Genomic DNA, 18,555 nt, shown 5'->3' on the forward strand with positions numbered 1-18,555 from the left:
ACAGCAAGAGCATAACTAATTAACCGGACTCGATGTCATCTATCCCTCAGCCTGTCGCAGTTCCTCTAATTCCTCTGGCGTGAGGGGATTATTACCTGATTTGAGTGCTTCTATCCAGCGTAGCCTCCGCCGCTTCACATCTTCTGAATAATTAAGTGCGCCACTGTCTATAGCAGCCTGAAAGTCTGCTAATGCCCCAACCAAGTCGCCTGTAAGTGCTTTAGCCAGCCCCCGACTGTCTTGATAAAATTTATTTTCAGGGTCAAGGGAGACAGCTTTTTCACAAACGGGGAGAACTCCTTTAGCATGACTGTGTACACTGCCAAACCAGCAGATACTATTCCAATATTCGGCAGAGTCATTCAAAGTAGGTTGATGTTTTAGGGCTTGGCTGAAAGCTTTCTTTGCTTCTTCAATTTTGCCTTCTTTCACCCAACTGATGCCCTGCTTCCAAGAAACCGCAGCTGCAAAAGCTGAGTCTTGCGCCAACTCTTGAGATACATTTACTACTTCATGCAACCCTTCAGCATTGAGCCACTTTGTCTGACTGTCCCATAGAACTGCTTGTAGGTTGGCACCGCTGAGGTTGGTACGGCTGAGGTTGGCACCGCTGAGGTCGGCATCGCTGAGGTACGCACAGGTAAGGTCGACACCGCTGAGATTGGCATCTCTGAGTTTGGCATCGGTGAGGTTGGCACCGCTGAGGTTGGCAAGGCTGAGGTTAGCAAGGCTGAGTTTGGCATCGGTGAGGTTGGCATCGGTGAGGTTAGCAAGGCTGAGGCTGGCACGGCTGAGGTAGGCATCGTTGAGGTTGACACCGCTGAGGTCGGCACCGCTGAGGTTGGCACCACTGAGGTAGGCATCGCTGAGGTTGGCACGACTGAGGTAAGCATCGCTAAGGTCGGCACCGCTGAGGTAAGCACCGCTGAGGTCGGCACCGCCTAGAAATAATCTTAAGTTGTTGTTAAAACCAGAGACACCCAAGCACTGACTATAACCGATAATACGGAGCAAGCGTTCTGAGTCAAACTCATTACTATTAGGCTTACCACAGGGGTGAAAGCTGATTTTGTCTTTGAGTTCGTCTTTTGTTTGGGCATAACGATGTAACTTTAGCAGTAAAATCATCACATTCAGCCCTGTGTAAACGTCCACCTGTCGCAGTCCTAAGTGATTTTCTCTATCTGGTAATTGCTCCCTTAATTGTTTTTTCTTCATCTGGGGCAAATTTGCATCTTCTGCATCAATAAATTCCCCATCGCTCCAACGAAAGTAAAAATACTCTAATCTTTGAAATAGTTTTTGCAAGCGTTCAACATCGTTAAATTCTGAACTCTCAGCCAACAAACCCATCAAATATTCGACAATCTCACGCGTTAAATTTCCATAGCCTAATAAATCATAAATCTGCCCATCCATTACACTTGTTGTAACCAAATCATCTTCGCGCTGACGCTTGGCTACTTTCGTTGTCCAATCTACAAAACTTTCTATTAAACGTTCTGCAAATAAAAACTCGCCAAAACTTTTGTGGACAAACTCTACAGAACCGCCTTTATCACCTGACGCAGGTTTGATGTAAAATGCAGTCAACAAATTATTAAGTAACTTATCTTGTTGATTTTTATCAAAATAATTCTCCTGTCGAGCTTTTTGAATTAATTCTGCTGCTGGGCTTTTACCGTCTTTAAGCCGTGTTTCTAACATTGCCACTTTTGCAGTTTCATTTCCCGACTGCACCACGCACAAAGCAGCTTCAGTTAAAAACTCTCGCAAATCTTCGCTTTCTAATTTAGTCAAGCGCAAGTTATCATTTTGACTTTCACTTTCACGTTGTTTTTCTAATACCCATTTCACCGATTCATCATAGATGCGGATTTTCGCCTGGATTCCCTTTGCGTCTGCAAACATTTGCACATTAAGACGCTGCTCTCGGTGCATCCGTGCTAATAAATAAAGCAGTAAGGGTTCTCTTGCTAATTTATTTTTAATTTCATCAGGACAAGCTTGCAAAAATTGCTGAAAATCATTAGCTTCCTGTGTCCCTACTTTATCCTCCCATTTCTTCAGCCATGTTTCCCTAATTGCATCATCCATTGGCTGAAGTTCTACACGCTTCAAGCTTTTTGTTTGTGAAAGCAAGCGGTCAATTCCTTGTAGCGCTAGGGGACGACCTGTAACTATAAATTGATGATGGCAAAGGTTATCTTTCTGAAATTTCTCTACCTGTTCTAGAAATTCTTTCAAGCCGCCGCTTGTTCTGCCTTCTAACAACAACTCATCAAAGCCATCGAGTAAAAACAAAAATCTGGTATTTTTATCTGTCAGCCAGCCGTCATCACTTTTAACAAAATCAACATTTTCTAAATAGTTTTCTAAGGTATCCGTGAGGTTATCCTTAAGTACTCGCAGTTCCCGCAAGCGAATCAGAATTGGGGTAAAGCTAGGGTGCAATTCTTGCCGTACTTTGTCGGCGAACATCCGACAAAAGACACTTTTACCGCGTCCGGCTTCGCCTTGAATAAATAAAACTTGTTTCTGTTGATTTTGGTCTAGGTTGTCAAGTATTGCTTTAACATATTCCTCTATTTGATAAATTGCATTGTTTTCATCATGGAGTTCCTTGATTTGCAGAGGTACATACAAATCCCGAAAGGTGATGTGAGTTTCATCAAAAATGTTTTCTTCTGGCTTCGGTTTGATGATTTGTTCTAAATAATCTTCAATATTGAGATTCTTTTCTAGTTTTTCTTTGCCTCCAACGCTATACCATTGCACCAACTGCTTGACTTTATCACCGATTTGTACTAATGCGTCTTGCATGTATTCATCGGTCTTTCGCGCTACTCGTGCAGTTAAGTTGGTTGCTTCTGTTTCTGTTAAACCTGCTTCTTGCAAGCGTAGCTGTAATATCTGGTTGAATGCTTCTGCTAGTTGAGTTTCGTGAAAATAGAGAATTGCTTTTTTCGCTTCGCGTTCGTCAAATTCTTGTTCGCCTAATTTCCTAATTTGGGAAGCTAAAGCATCTGAAGCTTTTTGGTCTTGGTTAATTTTCTCTTGTAATTGCGGTTCTTGTTGGAGAATTGCCTGAAAACTTTCTATATAGGCTACTTGACTAACCAGTATCACACAGCTTTCTAAGCTTGGCTCTTTTTTTGTAGCATCAAAAATTAGCTTGAGTATGGTAATGGCGATGGATGCAAAGGGAATCGCTTCTTTGGTAATTTGTCCTAGAGGACTATTAAATATATCTAATAGTGATGAAATCTGTTCTACGTAAGGTTTGAAGTCTTGCAGGTTGGGTTTTTGTTCTTTAACGGCTTTTGCTAAGTCAAAGACGGCTTTTGCAGCTTCGGTTCCTGTCTTTGTTACTTCTACGTTTTGTGTCCAGTTCAATTCTTGAATGTTTCTTAAGAATTTCCACAGCTTTGTCATCGCCATTGACTATTCCCCAATACCATCAATTTGCTAAAAATGCACTGGTGTTACTTTACTCAGGGTCAAGCAGCCAAAATTTTGTTTATCTGTCTGTATTAATTTGGTGTGGCTGAGTGTGGGTAACTGAATAGTTATTGTATATAATTCGGTTGACTGGGTGGGAATGGCTATGAGTGGGTTGTGAATTTTCACGCAGAGGAGGCAGCGCGTTGCGGGGGTTCCCCCCGTTGTAGCGACTGCCATCGCGCAGAGGCGCGGAGAGTTTTTAAGGTTTGTTATTTACGTGTGTTATATCAAGTCCGGTTAATTAGTTATAGTTCCCACAGTCATTGCACCCCACCCCTAACCCCTCCCCGTTCACGGGGAGGGGAAACAAAGCGTAGCTTTGGTGGGGTGGGGTTCAGTGGGTTTAATAAGTAATTAAGCGAACTTGATATTAAAGGCTGGTTGATGGTGTTTTGAGGTCGATGAGTCGTGTTCAAAGCTTCAACGATGGTGTTTTGAGGTCAATGAGTCGTGTTCAAAGCCTCATCGATGGTGTTCTGAGGTCGATGAGTCGTGTTCAAAGCTTCATTAATGGTGTTGTGAGGTCGATGAGTCGTGTTCAAAGCCTCATCGATGGTGTTCTGAGGTCGATGAATTGTGTTCAAAGCCTCATCAGCGAGTATTAAAGACTCGTTAACGCGTTGTCATCAGTTATCAGTCATCAGTCATCAGTCAACATATTTCCTGAATTTTCCTCTAACTGCGTTGCCAAATTTTAATTGTCTTATCCAAACTACCACTCACTAACATTTCGCCGGAAGCTGTGAAGGCTAATGCTGTAACTATGTTGTTATGTCCTGTGAAGGTGGCTAGCAGTTCTCCGGTTTCTAAATGCCACAATTTGATGGTTTTATCTGCGCTACCACTGGCGATAATTTGCTCGTCGGGACTGAGTGCGATCGCATATACTCTGTCTGTATGTCCTTTGAGTGTGCGAATTAATCTCCCTGTCTCTAAGTACCAAATTTTAATTGTGTGATCCCAACTGCCACTGACGAGCAGTTTACCATCTGCACTCATGGCTAAGGAACCAACGATGTGAGAATGTCCCATGAGGGTATGCAGTGGTTCTACATCTTTTAAATTTTTGGTCTTGATCTGAAGTGGATTTTGCCAAACTTTGATTTTGCGGTAGCTACCTGTAATTAATGTTTGCCCATCTCTACTTAAAGCTAGGGAATGGGCAGCTGTATCATCTAATGAAAGAGCGATCGCAACTTGACGGCGCATCAAATCCCAAAATAAAATTCTCCTGTCATCTCCACCCGTTGCTATCATCCGTCCATCTGGCGTAAAAGCAACACACCGCACTACTCCATTATGTTTGTGCAGGATATCTATCAAATCCAATGCACCTACATGCCAAATCTTAATTGTGGAGTCACCACCGCCACTAACTAATGTCTGTCCGTCTGGACTAAAAGCTAATGAATTCACTTGATCCACTAAGCCGGATACTACCCAAGGATACTCTGATAATGTATCTATTAATTCACCCTTGGTTAAATCCCATAACTTTGTCTCGCCACGACTACCACTTGCTAAGATGGGCGAGGTTGTGCCATTTTTACACCTAGAACTAAAGGCAAGGCAATTAATGCCTCTAGTGTGACCTTTTAATGTCTGCCAGCATTCCCAATCACCAATGATCTCTTTGCGGGGATGCTCTGATGCTACAGTCTGTATTGACTCTGCGATCGCTCTCTCATCAACTAATGACAATGTATCTTTTTTAGCAACATTTTTATTATTTAGTGTTTCTAAATACCAACTCAAACCTCCGGCATACAACAATTTACTAGGACTTACCTGAATTTTTGCCTCTGTCAATTCAACTTGAACGCTAGGTAAAAATCCGGTAATCACTGCATGTTTTTCGTAGCCGAATTTACCATTAGATGGATAGAACAAACATAGAAAAATTAATACTTGGTGATTTCTCAAATCTTCTTGAGTAATCGACCACCTAATTTTATCTTTTTTAATTCCGTTAAAACTTTCTCCATCAGCCACACAAACTTGAATAGTTATCTTTGGGTTATCTGCAAGTAAATAAGTAAACTTACTTTCGCCTCGCAAATTTCCCTCGTCATCCAAAACCATGTTTTGCAAGCTGTCTTGTGGCACCTTATTCACCAACTTTCCCAGCCGTTCCGCCATGACTCGCTCAACAATTTGTTCTCGCAAAAGATAATCTTCTGCTTGGCGCTGGAAATATTTGGGAAAAGGAATCACCCAGTCGGGAGGTTCAGGATATTCCGGTGGTATGGGAGGCGGATTTTTGGCGAGAATTTCGGCTTGTTGGCGAGAAAAATCGAGGATTTTTGCCAATGGTTCACCCCAAAATGCCATAAACTCACTGTGGCAACCTTTAACTTGACTTTCCAGCAAAGATAAATCGTAAGTTTTGGGTTTTTTGACACGTTGAAGGAAGTCGGCTTGTTGAGCTTTAAGCAAGCTAATCCAATCCATCTGCATTCCAGCGGCACAATGTTGCATACCTAAGGTAAGCCATACCAATTGTAACTACTCAAGTTTATATCCTCTAGTTAATTAAAAATTCAGTGATACTCGCAGTCTAATAGAACACAGTTATGAGAAGTGTTTCTATTGGGCATAAAAATATACAGTGTTTAAGCACTTTACTGAATGATAGGACTGAGGTATAGAGAATTGAGATGATGTCAATCAATTCTAACGAACCTAGAGAAAGAGATACTGTTTCTGGGCTAACAGTTCTATCTGCAAACGAGAGTATGATTTGAGAGGGACTCCCAACGATGCAGCGACTAGAGATTCACAAATAATTAGGGTGCGACTTTGATAATCTTAAATCAAAAATTGTATCAGGCGATCGCCAACCCAAATACCCTATTAAAGTTTATACACATCAGATTCCGTTTGGTGAGTTACATAACACGCTCTAGCGTAAGTAATCCTAAATCAGGAATCTTATATATTATCGATGATAGTTACAATTGCTAATTGTAACTGTTATGTGCAAAGGAAACAGCAAATGCAGATTCGTGCTTTTTTTGAAGCTGCGAAAGTTGTTCAGTCTAGCCAATCACCTTACGATTTAATTCATCTGAAAATTTTTTACCCAGCAAAAATGTTGGGAACTGATCTAGAAAAAGATATGGGAATTATACCTGTGAATCCAGAACAGGCTCCTTTCCCAGTGGTGATTTTCTTCAACGGTGCTAATTGTGATGCTCAACTATATCAATGGCTGGCGGTTAAACTAGCAGAACGCGGACTGGTGGTAGTTATCTTTAACTGGGTTGCAGAAGTAATGCCAGGGATAATTAGTCTCACACCTGGAGTCGATGTTGCAGCATGGCATCCACAAGTCTATGGTACTGCTCCCACTGCCTCGGCTTTGCCTGCGCTGTTATCTAAACTAGAACAGTTACAGAATGAGGGGATTTTAGCTGGGACGCTAGACTTACAAAGAATCATTTTAGGTGGACACTCTGTTGGTGGTCGAGTCGCAATTGAAAGCGCCGATCCTCGCTTTTTTGACCAAGTTGTGGCGTCTTTTGCTTATGGCGCACATACTGCTGGAGGGGTAGCCATGGGATATGAAGCAGGTACCATTTTGCCTTTACCAGACTCCTTACCCATGTTACTCATGGGAGGAACTTGTGATGGGGTGATTGCTAACAGCAGCTACCGTTATGGTGTAAGTGTCGGCGATGCTACTACTTCAGTTATACGTACATTCCAAGAAGCGATCGCTGGCGGCAGAAATGACAGCTATCTGGTACTCTTGGAAGGGGCAAATCACTTTTCGATGGCTGATACCATAGACTCCACTACAGCTAGACCCTATCTCGACTTCCCCGCCACCCAACCACAAGAAAATTTCCGTTCACTGATGGCTGAAATCATTGGTTTATTTATTGATAGTTATGTTCGCCAAGAACCAGGTGCATACCAAAAGCTTGACCAGTTACTTAATAGTACCAATCATCTGATAAAATCCTTTGAGCGTAAATGATGAATTGGGAATTGGGAATTGGGAATTGGGAATGGAAGTTTAATAAAGGAGATAGCGTTCAAAGTATAAATTTGTTTTAATTTGACTTGCCAATAGATTTCAATAAATAATCCAAAATCTCAAATCCAAAATTGATATGACTAGTGCATCTTACATTTTTCTGGCTGGGGCGAGTCGTGGTGTTGGTCGAGAAGTCGCTAAATACTTGACAGCACAAAATCTCAAAGTCAAAGCACTTTTAAGAACTGAAGCTGCTGCTGCTGAACTTGAAGCAAGCGGTATTCAGGTTGCTTTGGGAGATGCTTTGAATGTAGGTGATGTCGAACGTGCAATATTGGCAGATGAACCTATCCACGCAGTTATCAGTACTATTGGCGGTTTACCCGCAGACGGTGAAAGGGCTGATTTTCTGGGTAATAAAAATCTGATTGATGCAGCAGTCAAAGCTGGAGTGCAAAAGTTCATTCTTGTGACTTCCATTGGCACAGGTAATAGTGCTAATGCTTTGCCTCCCCAAGCTTTAGAAACACTGAGGTTTGTTTTAATTGAAAAAGACAAAGCTGAAAAACACTTAATTGCCAGTGGACTCACCTACACTATCATCCGCCCTGGTGGATTAAAGTCAGAACCCGCAACAGGCAATGGAATTTTAACTGAATATCCGCGCATTGCTGGTACAATTCATCGTGCAGATGTTGCACAGTTAGTTGTCCGTTCTCTCAATTCTGACCGCACAAATAATAAAGTTCTCTCAGCTGTAGACAAAAATATGATGTACGGACAAGCAGAGTTTACAGAGTTTACTTTAGATTAATAAGAATAGCCCTTTCATTTCTTAGTGTCTTTGTGCCTTCGTGGTTAAAAAAATGATTTATGAACCACTAAGACACGAAGACACAAAGGTAAAAAGCCAGAAAAAGAGTTGAAAATTATTAACTTTTCATTCTCCAGAAATTTGAATAAATACAGTTCTTTTACGAGGCCCATCGAGTTCAAAAAACAAAACAGATTGCCAAGTTCCTAAAGCTAATTTACCATCCACAATCGGAATGACCTCACTGGTAGATAACATCATTGCCATTAAGTGAGAATGAGCATTAATGGGTTCGTCTTCTGGTACATCTCTCAAATGCAAATCGTTATGTAAATATTTGTCTGACTCAGGCGCTAGTTTTTGCAAGAATACTTTGACATCCTCTAGTAATCTGATTTCGTTTTCGTTGATAGCTAAAGCCGTTGTAGTGTGCCGAGAAAAAACTAAGACTTGACCATTCTTAATTGATGTTGAGGTAATCAAATCTTGAATTTGTGGCGTAATATTACGAATATTAATGCCCTGGTTAGTTTCAATTTCAATTAATTTATTAATAATCGGCATTTTTCAACTTTATATAAAGACAGCACATGAATAAAGTTTAATATTTATTTCCAAATTCCAAATCTTAATTTTTCAGTATTGTTTGCAAACCTCGTACTAATCTTTCTATACCTTCTTTTACTGTATCTTTTTGCAAAGCACCATAAGCAACTCGCAAATAACATTTATTTTCCATGCCAAATGTTGTACCAGGAATAACAGCTACTTTATGTTCTTGAATTAATCTTTCAACTAATTTAAAAGCATCCATCTGGGTATGAACTTTAAGGAAAAAATAGAAAGCGCCATTGGCAGGAGTAATGCTACATAAGTTTTGTAGTTGATTGAGGGATGCAAGTACTAATTCTCGCACTTGGGCGATCGCACCAATATTTTCTCTTAAATAGTCGTCTTTAGCTTGCAATGCCCCTAAAGCTGCATACTGAGAAACTACTGGTGGACAAATCAAAATCGTGTCCTGAACTTTTTTGACGGCGACAAGTAAGTTTTGAGGAATCACCATATAGCCGATGCGCCAACTAGCAAAACCGTATGCTTTAGAAAGGCTATAAAGAGAAATGGTGTGTTCGTTACTACCAGCAAATGCACCGGGAGAAACATGTTTTACCCCGTTATAGGTGAAGTATTCATAGGCTTCATCGCTAATATGATAAATCTTGCGATCGCCACACATTTGATTAACTTGGTGTAATGCAGTTTCTGAATAGACAACTCCTGTAGGATTATTCGGTGAAATTGTCACCACTGCGCGTGTTTTTGGGGTAATTGCTTGGGCAATGGCTTCAGGACGCAACTGGTAATTTTCATCGGTTTCCACTAATATTGCACGACAACCCGCCATTGCGATCGCCATTTCGTGATTGAAATAGTAAGGGGTATTCAAAATAACTTCGTCACCTGGGCTAGTAATAGCAAGAATGGCATTCATGAATGCCATGTTGCTTCCCGCTGTGACAAAAATGCAGTTTCCTTTGTTGATTTCAATACCATTAAAATCTGATAATTTTGCTGCCAGTGCTGTTAATAAAGGAGGAATACCCTCTACTGCTTTGTATAAATTATTAGTTGGTTCCGCGAGGAACTGAGGCAAAAGTTCTATTGCTTCAGGTGGCGGACTGTAAGAAACCACACCTTGTCCTAAAGATATGGTTCCAGGAGACTTTTTAATGAGTTCTCCAACCACTGGAATAATTGGCGATTGCACCGCCTGCATACGAGAGATTAAATTAGTCATTAGTCATTAGTCAATAGTCAGTGGTCAGTGGTCAGTGGTCAGTGGTCAGTGGTCAGTGGTCAGTGGTCAATAGCAACTAACAACTGACAACTAATCATTAGTCATTAGTCATTAGTCAGTGGTCAATAGCAACTAACAACTGACAACTGACAACTAACATCTGTTTACGCTGACAGAGGCGGGGGAAATGTGATATCTGCGCTGAACTGTTCGACATTGGCGCTAAGATGAATCGGTAAAACATATTCTAAGTTTTCATGGGGACGAGGAATAATGTGATTGGAAAGTAACTCTCCTCCATTAACTCTTAGCACTGCCTTTAATCCTGCTGCTATAGCCACATTCACCTCACCCACATGTCCCCGAATCAACACAGTAATTCGTCCCAAATCAGTATTTTCGTAACCAACAAGGGTGACACGGGCTGCTTTACACATGGCGTCTGCGACTTCCACTGCTGTGGGAACACCATAAACTTCAATCATACCCAGCGCTAATGTCATATTTTCATCAATATTTAAGATTTAGGACATTTTAGATTTTGGATTTTAGATTTTGGATTTTGGATTTGGAATCAGCTTCTGCAACAATCATCAGTCATCCGTTATCCTTTCCCAAAGCTACAACAGCATTTTGACCGCCAAAGCCAAAACTGAAACACAACGCCCGCTGAATTTGACGTTGACGTGTCGTCATCACTAAATCTAAATCAAATTCTGGTTTCTGCAATCCTACACATGGTGGTATAAATTTTTGCTGTAAAGCCTGAAGTGAGAAAGCTATTCCTAAAGCTCCTGATGCTCCTAATGTATGCCCTGTCGCACCTTTAGTAGAACTGACTGCTACTTTGTACGTAAATAACTGCTGTATTACCATGCTTTCTATGCTGTCATTCAGCTGGGTAGCTGTACCATGAGCATGAATGTAATCAATATCGGCTGATGTCAAACAACTACGTTTTAAACATTGTTCAACAGCAGCGATCGCGCTTTTTCCTTGTGGTTCTGGCTGGTTTGGATGATAAGCATCTGTTGTCAAGCCAAACCCAAGAACTTCACCATAAATTTTTGCCTGACGCTGCCTTGCCAACTCTGCCGATTCCAAGACAAACACAGCCGCGCCTTCGCCTAAAACCAAGCCTTCCCGGTGCAAATCAAAGGGATAAGCCCCTGTTTTTGCCAAAGCACCCATTTGTTGAAATCCCGCTATAGTCAGGGGTGTAATGGGTGCTTCCACTGCGCCTGCGATCGCTGTTTGACATTGCCCAGTTTGCACCAAAAAAGCTGCTTGAGCGATCGCCCAAATTCCCGTTGCACAAGCTGCCATCGGTGTCAATACTATCCCATTTGCACCGATTTGTCGTGCGGCTGCGATCGCATTCATGTGAGGTAAAGTATCCAGCCAATTCTCTAATTTTTCTTCCTCTTTTTCTAAGCTGTACATCTGCCGTGCTAGTGACTCCCAAGATGCCTGATGGCTGCGACTCGATCCAATAATCACAGCACAATCAGGTAAAGGAGGAACTAAACCAGCATCTTTTAATGCAGAAGCGACAACCGACTCTGTGAGGATTGTTAATTTAGTTGGTTGTTTACCAATCAAGCCTAGAGGCAGTGGTTCCAATTCTGGAAATGGTTGATGCCATTTAATTCCAGATTCACCCGCTATCAATTTTTGCCAGCTATTCTCTAAGCTTGCACCTAGCGAGGAGATTAGACCAATACCAGTAACAACAACTTTAATCAATTTGGGAGTTAGGAGTTAGGAGTTAGGAGTTAGGAGTTAGGAGTTAGGAGTTAGGAGTTAGGAGTTAGGAGTTAGACAATGTTGAATTCTTTCACCCCATCCCCCCATCTCTCCCTAACCGGGAGTTTTCAAGTTTTCTGCGCCTTGAGTGACTTTAGCAGAGTCAATGCGATCGCCTTGTTGAATTTTGTTAACTACATCAAAGCCTTGGGTAACATAGCCAAACACAGCATAATTACCATCTAGGAACTCTAAATCAGCTAGAGCAAAGTAAAACTGTGACGAAGCTGAATCAGGCTGTTGCGATCGCGCCATTGCAATAGCACCCTGTTTATGTTGTAACTGTGGTGGTTTAGTTACACCCGCTTCTTGGAATGTCTTACCATAAATCGGGCTTGCTTCTCCTTTGGGTTTAATTTCTAAAGGTATGTACCGTTGATTCCCAGTTTTTGGTTCAATATAACCACCCGTTCCCAATCTATTTGCTGGAAATTTCGGGTCTTTGCTTTGGGGATCGCCGCCTTGAACTACGAACGGTTGGGGTTCGCGCACAACCCGATGGAAAACTAATCCATCGTATACACCTTTTTGCACTAAATCGACAAAGTTACCGGCTGTAATTGGGGCATTGGTACCGTCTACTTCGATAGTAATCGGCGACCCTTTAACGGTCATCACCACAGTAGCCTTGCCTTCGAGCCGTGGTAAATCTTTCATTACTGGATTACTCTCACTTGTGGTTGCAGATACAGATGTTGCTTCAGTAGTAGTCGTCGTGGTGCTTGTCTGAGTCGCTGTAGAGGTGGGAGAAGAATTAGAACTAACCTGTTGTGTTGAACACCCTCCCAACATCAAAGCACCGACCATTAGAAGCACAACCAAAAATTTTGAAACTTTTAACCGCATTGCCAGTTACTGACTCAACCAGAGTATCTTATCCTTTCAAGGGGAATTGGGAATTGGGAATTGGGAATTGGGAATTGGGAATTGGGCATGGGGCATTGGGCATTGGGCATTGGGCATTGGGCATAAGTTATTTCTCCCTTATCTCCCTCATCACCTCATCACCCCTGCGCCCCTACACCCCTGCTCCCCTGCGCCTCTGCATTCCCTTAAAGTCCCTCTAGAGGTACACCCAAAAAGCGGGCTAATTCTGCGCCTTGAGTTTCTAATTCTGTTAAAGGTATTGGTTGACCTACTCGTGTTAAAGGAATGTCTCGCCGCCCTTTAATACGCAGGTAAAGTGCGCGACGGGGATTAATACCTTCTTTGATGTCTACCCGCACAGATTGCACATCTTGTACACGACTGTCAATCTCAATCCGACGGTTTTTGCCTGGAAATCCCCAACGAAAAATTTTGACGCTACCTGTTTCCTGATTAAAATCGTTGTAGCCACCTCCTACATCCCATAAAATCACTAGCCACAGGTATAAAGCTAAAAGCGAGCCAGCAATACCATATAACCCCATCACCAATCCTTGAGGTACGAATACCAGTTGTGTTGGATCGCTAACTAGGAGTAAGTTTACTTTTAAGTAACTGGATATGGCAGCCAATAAAAATCCTGTGGCTCCCAATGTCACAACAGTTGCCCACCAGTAGTTGCTGAACCTACGAGAACCGAGAACTTTTTGATGCAGGACGCGTGAAGCGGATTTATCGCCATTAGGCGAGTCACCTTTGTTAATTTTTGTTGATGCCGTCATGAAACTATCTTGGCCTGTGAGTTCTTCCCTTTGTCAAGTCTGCCATTTGACCAGGATGTCTTGCAAGTTCAGTTTGGGAATTGGGTATTAGGGATTGGGGATTGGGTATTGGGCATGGGGCATGGGTTGAGTTATTCTCCCCATCATCTCCTCATCCCCCTCATCCCCCTCATCCCCCCATCTCCCCAGTCCCTAATTTTAAGATTTCTGAGAAAACTTGTGTCAGATTGTAAAATTTCTGATATTCATATTATTTAATAGGTTTGTGTTAAATAGCTGATTCACTTCCGTAGTTCGGGCAAAAACCCCAACTAATGTGATAAGTTAAGAAGCATTAAGATATCAAAAGCTAGATTACTAGGTTTTGGTACGTGTAATGACATAACCCTGAGAAATACTAGCCTATTTAGGTAGTAGATTCTCAGAATCTCAATGGTCTGAAAGCTGTTGAGACTGTCAAAAAAAACGTTAATTCCTCGCAAAACGTTGCAATTTTAGTAAAAAGAGGATTTAGTTCGATGACCATCGCAGTTGGACGCGCCCCCAGTAGAGGGTGGTTTGACGTTCTAGACGACTGGTTGAAGCGCGATCGCTTCGTGTTCGTAGGCTGGTCAGGGATCTTACTCTTCCCCTGCGCTTTCCTAGCATTAGGCGGTTGGCTAACCGGTACAACATTCGTCACCTCTTGGTACACCCACGGGTTAGCGTCATCATACTTAGAAGGCTGTAACTTTTTAACAGTAGCAGTATCATCACCCGCGGACAGCATGGGTCACTCATTGCTGTTGCTGTGGGGCCCAGAAGCCCAAGGCGACTTCACTCGTTGGTGTCAATTGGGCGGATTGTGGCCATTCGTAGCCCTACACGGAGCCTTTGGTTTAATCGGCTTCATGTTGCGGCAATTTGAAATTGCCCGTCTAGTAGGCATCCGTCCATACAACGCCTTGGCATTCTCTGCTCCCATTGCAGTATTTGTCAGCGTCTTCTTGATGTACCCCTTGGGACAATCTTCTTGGTTCTTTGCACCCAGCTTCGGAGTAGCAGCGATTTTCCGCTTCTTGCTGTTCCTACAAGGGTTCCACAACTGGACACTCAACCCCTTCCACATGATGGGTGTAGCTGGTGTATTGGGTGGTGCGCTGTTGTGTGCGATTCACGGTGCAACTGTAGAAAACACTTTGTTTGAAGACGGTGAAGGCTCCAACACCTTCCGCGCTTTCAATCCTACCCAGTCCGAAGAAACCTACTCCATGGTGACAGCAAACCGTTTCTGGTCACAGATTTTCGGTATTGCTTTCTCCAACAAGCGTTGGCTGCACTTCTTCATGTTGTTTGTGCCAGTTACAGGCTTGTGGATGGCGTCTGTAGGTATTGTCGGTTTGGCACTCAACCTACGGGCCTATGACTTCGTGTCCCAAGAATTGCGGGCAGCAGAAGACCCAGAATTTGAAACCTTCTATACCAAAAACATTTTGCTGAACGAGGGTATCCGCGCTTGGATGGCTCCTCAAGACCAGCCTCACGAACAATTTGTATTCCCTGAAGAGGTACTACCACGTGGTAACGCTCTCTAATAGATCTTCGATCATAGGCGGCGGACGCGACCAGGAATCCACCGGTTTTGCTTGGTGGTCTGGTAATGCTCGCTTAATCAACCTATCCGGTAAACTACTTGGTGCCCACGTTGCCCATGCTGGTTTGATAGTCTTCTGGGCCGGAGCGATGACTTTGTTTGAAGTCGCTCACTTCGTTCCTGAAAAGCCCATGTACGAGCAGGGCTTAATCTTGCTACCTCACCTCGCTACCTTAGGTTGGGGTGTTGGTGCTGGTGGTGAAGTTATCGACACCTTCCCCTACTTTGTAGTTGGTGTACTCCACCTAATTTCCTCAGCCGTATTGGGTTTTGGTGGTATTTATCATGCCGTCCGTGGCCCAGAAACCTTAGAAGAGTACTCCTCTTTCTTTGGTTACGACTGGAAAGACAAGAACAAGATGACCAACATCATCGGTTTCCACCTGATCATTTTGGGAGTCGGTGCGCTGTTGTTGGTACTGAAGGCAATGTTCTTCGGTGGTTTGTACGACACCTGGGCACCTGGTGGTGGTGATGTTCGCGTCATTACTAACCCAACACTCAACCCAGCGGTTATCTTCGGTTATCTGATTAAGTCTCCCTTCGGTGGCGAAGGCTGGATTGTCAGCGTCGATAACTTAGAAGATGTCGTCGGCGGTCACATTTGGGTTGCTCTAATTTGTATTTCTGGCGGTATCTGGCACATCTTCACCAAGCCTTTTGGCTGGGCACGTCGTGCGTTCATCTGGTCTGGTGAAGCTTACCTCTCCTACAGCTTGGGTGCTTTGTCCTTGATGGGCTTCATCGCTTCCTGTATGGTTTGGTATAACAACACTGTTTACCCCAGTGAATTCTTTGGCCCTACTGGCCCTGAAGCTTCTCAAGCTCAAGCCCTTACTTTCTTAATCCGTGACCAACGCTTAGGTGCTAACGTCGGTTCTGCACAAGGCCCCACAGGTCTAGGTAAATACTTGATGCGCTCTCCTACAGGTGAAATCATCTTCGGTGGTGAAACCATGCGCTTCTGGGATTTCCGCGGCCCTTGGTTAGAGCCTCTGCGTGGCCCTAACGGTCTTGACTTAGACAAAATTAAGAAGGATATTCAGCCTTGGCAAGCTCGTCGCGCCGCTGAATACATGACCCACGCTCCTTTGGGTTCTTTGAACTCTGTGGGTGGTGTGGCTACTGAAATCAACTCCTTCAACTACGTATCTCCCCGCGCTTGGTTGGCAACCTCTCACTTCGTATTAGGCTTCTTCTTCTTGATTGGTCACTTGTGGCACGCTGGTCGCGCCCGCGCTGCTGCTGGTGGTTTCGAGAAAGGTATTGACCGTGAGACTGAGCCAGTATTGTTCATGAATGAACTTGACTAAGCTGCAAATTTTCTTTCATCACTGACAATCAAATACTTTATAAGCTCTTGTGTAAAAGCAAGAGCTTTTTTCTATTGCTTATGATAGCCTTATCTATCCTACTTGGTTAACTGAGTTCGTCCTGAACCATCTGCTTTCATCACATAAATGTTATCTACTGACTCCAACGTAGAAGATTCAAAGGCAATTTTTTTACCATCCGGTGACCAAACAGGGTGTTCATCATAGTATTTGGATGGCTTTGATTTTTTGCTTAGATTAGTAAGTTTTGAACCGTCAGCATTCATTACGTAAATATTGCTATCAAAATCTAAAGCAATCTGTTTACTATTGGGTGACCAACTAGGATTAATAAAGTAATTAATGCTCAGCAGACGGCGCAATTTTGAACCGTTAGCATTCATTATATAAAGTTGACTTGAGTCATTTTGACAATCTTTGGACACAAAAATAATCTGTTTACCATCTGGTGACCAAGCTAGTCTATAAATAGAATTTTTAGTTGATTTTTTCAACAGGCTAATTTTTTGCGTACCATCTGCATTTACTGTGTAAATTTCAAACTCAGATAAATTACAGCCACTACTCGCAAGAAGAATCCGTTTACCATCAGGCGACCAAACAGGGTATAAAGGTAAGTTATTGTCTTGCAAAGGAATTAACCCTGAACCATTAGCATTAATCACATAAAAACCACGACTACCGGCAAAAGCAATTTGCTGTCCATTTGAAGACCAAGAAGGTGAATCATTGTGGATTACGTCCTTAGTTAAAAGAGTCCGTTTTGAACCATCAGCATTCATCAGATAAATATTTATCGTTGAATTGTACTCAGAAACAAAAGCAATTTGCTTGCCATTCGGCGACCAGGTAGGGTAAAAATCTCTTAGAGGATTTTTAGTTAAGTTCCTTTGACCGGAACCATCAGCATTCATTAGATAAATTTCCAGATTGCCATCTCTACCTGAGACAAAGGCAATTCGCTTACCATCCGGTGACCAAACGGGAAATCGATTGCCTGGTGGGTTGTTAGTTATTGTTGGCAGCTTTTCTTCAGCATTTGCCCTATCTTTGCGAATAAAATAATTGCCAAACAGGCTCAAGATTAGAAGTAATAAGCAAAAATAAATAAAACTATTTAGTTTAGTAGTTAATATGCGGTTATTCTTTTCCATGTCTGAATACAATTATGAAAATAGCTGATTCACCCTGTGCCTACATTCATTGCTGCTAAAATAGCTTTTTGACTAACCTCTTTATAAACAGTCTCCAAATATTTCATTACCACGTCACTTGAGGTTAAATTGACTGCATTATCTTCTGCCTTAGCTAGGGGAATTGCTCCCAATGTATCTAATACTGTCTCGCTACTCGATGGTGCAATCACTACTAGAGATGACTCTAGCGGCTCATTATATTGCCAGAAATCAGCAATTTTTACAGAATGTTGTGTAGTAGGGATGAGTTGTTGAGTATCAGGTGTTTCCGGTGCAGCAGCTTCCACTTTAGCGCCGCGTAACTGACGTAAGTCACTGATAATTTGTTCTTTGGTGCGTCCGCGTAATTGAAAGAGTACAAACGGGTCTTCACTGAAGCGATCGCCTAACTGATAGTATACTGCACCTACATGTTTACAAGGGTTTACCTTGTCTGGACAAGAGCATTTACTGTGAACATCACCCAAGGTAAAAGGAAATAATGAAAGTCCGTTGGTAGTGAATACTTCTTCTATATTTTGTGGCATTTCTCCCGCCAATAATTTGGCAGCAAACACTGCTTTGTGGGACATTGTTTCTATGACGTATCCCCATTCTTCATCAGTAAAAGCATTCAGGGATAGAGAAACTTTGTAAGGTTCTGCTTCACTACCTTGTACTCTAGCTAATACTTTTGCACCTTTAAATTCGATACTCAAGACGTTTCCCTGACGAGCATAATTTCTCGCTCGTTCTAAACGCTTTTTGAAGCGATAGGAATCGAGTAGATCTAGCCATCTTTGTGACCACCATTCTCGACTGGCTTGAAGAGTGTAATTTGTCATTGTTGTTGTTACCAT

General features: G+C 42.5%; 15 protein-coding genes. 4 read left to right on the top strand and 11 right to left on the bottom strand.

What is annotated here, in order from left to right; genetic code table 11:
• Positions 1 to 39 precede the first annotated feature (39 nt).
• The 3 genes from I8748_RS32920 to I8748_RS32930 form a co-directional block, all read right to left on the bottom strand.
• Positions 40 to 3,441, bottom strand: a complete 3,402-nt coding sequence (locus I8748_RS32920) for a pentapeptide repeat-containing protein (RefSeq protein WP_198128676.1) — start codon at positions 3,439 to 3,441, stop codon at positions 40 to 42.
• Between the two features lie 503 nt (positions 3,442 to 3,944).
• Positions 3,945 to 4,088, bottom strand: a complete 144-nt coding sequence (locus I8748_RS32925) for a hypothetical protein (protein ID WP_198128677.1) — start codon at positions 4,086 to 4,088, stop codon at positions 3,945 to 3,947.
• A gap of 91 nt (positions 4,089 to 4,179) precedes the next feature.
• The gene (locus tag I8748_RS32930) at positions 4,180 to 5,982 is read right to left on the bottom strand and encodes a WD40 repeat domain-containing protein (protein WP_225896628.1); all 1,803 of its coding nucleotides are present in this window, start codon (positions 5,980 to 5,982) and stop codon (positions 4,180 to 4,182) included.
• Between the two features lie 517 nt (positions 5,983 to 6,499).
• Between I8748_RS32930 and I8748_RS32935 the strand changes: the two genes are divergently transcribed.
• Positions 6,500 to 7,486: an alpha/beta hydrolase family protein gene (locus I8748_RS32935; RefSeq protein ID WP_198128678.1), complete on the top strand. Its 987-nt coding sequence runs from the start codon at positions 6,500 to 6,502 to the stop codon at positions 7,484 to 7,486.
• A gap of 136 nt (positions 7,487 to 7,622) precedes the next feature.
• Positions 7,623 to 8,300: an SDR family oxidoreductase gene (locus I8748_RS32940; protein WP_198128679.1), complete on the top strand. Its 678-nt coding sequence runs from the start codon at positions 7,623 to 7,625 to the stop codon at positions 8,298 to 8,300.
• Between the two features lie 126 nt (positions 8,301 to 8,426).
• On the opposite strand, the gene I8748_RS32945 is transcribed toward I8748_RS32940, so the two are convergent.
• The 6 genes from I8748_RS32945 to I8748_RS32970 form a co-directional block, all read right to left on the bottom strand.
• A complete protein-coding gene (locus tag I8748_RS32945) occupies positions 8,427 to 8,864 on the bottom strand; it encodes a secondary thiamine-phosphate synthase enzyme YjbQ (RefSeq protein ID WP_198128680.1) in 438 nt (145 codons plus the stop codon).
• Positions 8,865 to 8,928: 64 nt separating this feature from the next.
• Complete coding sequence (locus I8748_RS32950) at positions 8,929 to 10,098, bottom strand: pyridoxal phosphate-dependent aminotransferase (RefSeq protein WP_198128681.1); 1,170 nt, start codon at positions 10,096 to 10,098, stop codon at positions 8,929 to 8,931.
• Positions 10,099 to 10,262: 164 nt separating this feature from the next.
• Positions 10,263 to 10,601 carry a carbon dioxide-concentrating mechanism protein CcmK gene (locus I8748_RS32955; protein WP_198128682.1) on the bottom strand — a complete coding sequence of 113 codons (339 nt, stop codon included), beginning with the start codon at positions 10,599 to 10,601 and terminating at the stop codon, positions 10,263 to 10,265.
• A 94-nt stretch (positions 10,602 to 10,695) separates the two neighbouring features.
• Entirely contained in the window at positions 10,696 to 11,844 is a 1,149-nt protein-coding gene (locus I8748_RS32960) for a beta-ketoacyl-ACP synthase (RefSeq protein WP_198128683.1), read from the bottom strand.
• Between the two features lie 114 nt (positions 11,845 to 11,958).
• On the bottom strand, positions 11,959 to 12,750 hold the full coding sequence (locus I8748_RS32965) for a peptidylprolyl isomerase (protein ID WP_198128684.1): 792 nt from the start codon (positions 12,748 to 12,750) through the stop codon (positions 11,959 to 11,961).
• Positions 12,751 to 12,956: 206 nt separating this feature from the next.
• A complete protein-coding gene (locus I8748_RS32970) occupies positions 12,957 to 13,553 on the bottom strand; it encodes a photosystem I assembly protein Ycf4 (RefSeq protein WP_198128685.1) in 597 nt (198 codons plus the stop codon).
• A 518-nt stretch (positions 13,554 to 14,071) separates the two neighbouring features.
• Between I8748_RS32970 and psbD the strand changes: the two genes are divergently transcribed.
• Both psbD and psbC read left to right on the top strand, forming a co-directional pair.
• Entirely contained in the window at positions 14,072 to 15,127 is a 1,056-nt protein-coding gene (gene psbD / locus I8748_RS32975; protein ID WP_198128686.1) for a photosystem II D2 protein (photosystem q(a) protein), read from the top strand.
• A complete protein-coding gene (gene psbC, locus I8748_RS32980; protein WP_198128687.1) occupies positions 15,111 to 16,499 on the top strand; it encodes a photosystem II reaction center protein CP43 in 1,389 nt (462 codons plus the stop codon). Before psbD ends, psbC begins: the two co-directional genes overlap by 17 nt.
• A 98-nt stretch (positions 16,500 to 16,597) precedes the next feature.
• On the opposite strand, the gene I8748_RS32985 is transcribed toward psbC, so the two are convergent.
• Positions 16,598 to 17,602 (bottom strand): DPP IV N-terminal domain-containing protein, encoded by a 1,005-nt coding sequence (locus I8748_RS32985; RefSeq protein ID WP_214662862.1) that lies wholly within the window; start codon positions 17,600 to 17,602, stop codon positions 16,598 to 16,600.
• 101 nt (positions 17,603 to 17,703) lie between these two features.
• Positions 17,704 to 18,540, bottom strand: coding sequence for an SWIM zinc finger family protein (locus I8748_RS32990; RefSeq protein WP_198128780.1), 837 nt, complete (start codon positions 18,538 to 18,540; stop codon positions 17,704 to 17,706).
• Positions 18,541 to 18,555: the final 15 nt, after the last annotated feature.

The organism is Amazonocrinis nigriterrae CENA67, from assembly GCF_016056305.1.
Lineage (GTDB): Bacteria > Cyanobacteriota > Cyanobacteriia > Cyanobacteriales > Nostocaceae > Amazonocrinis > Amazonocrinis nigriterrae.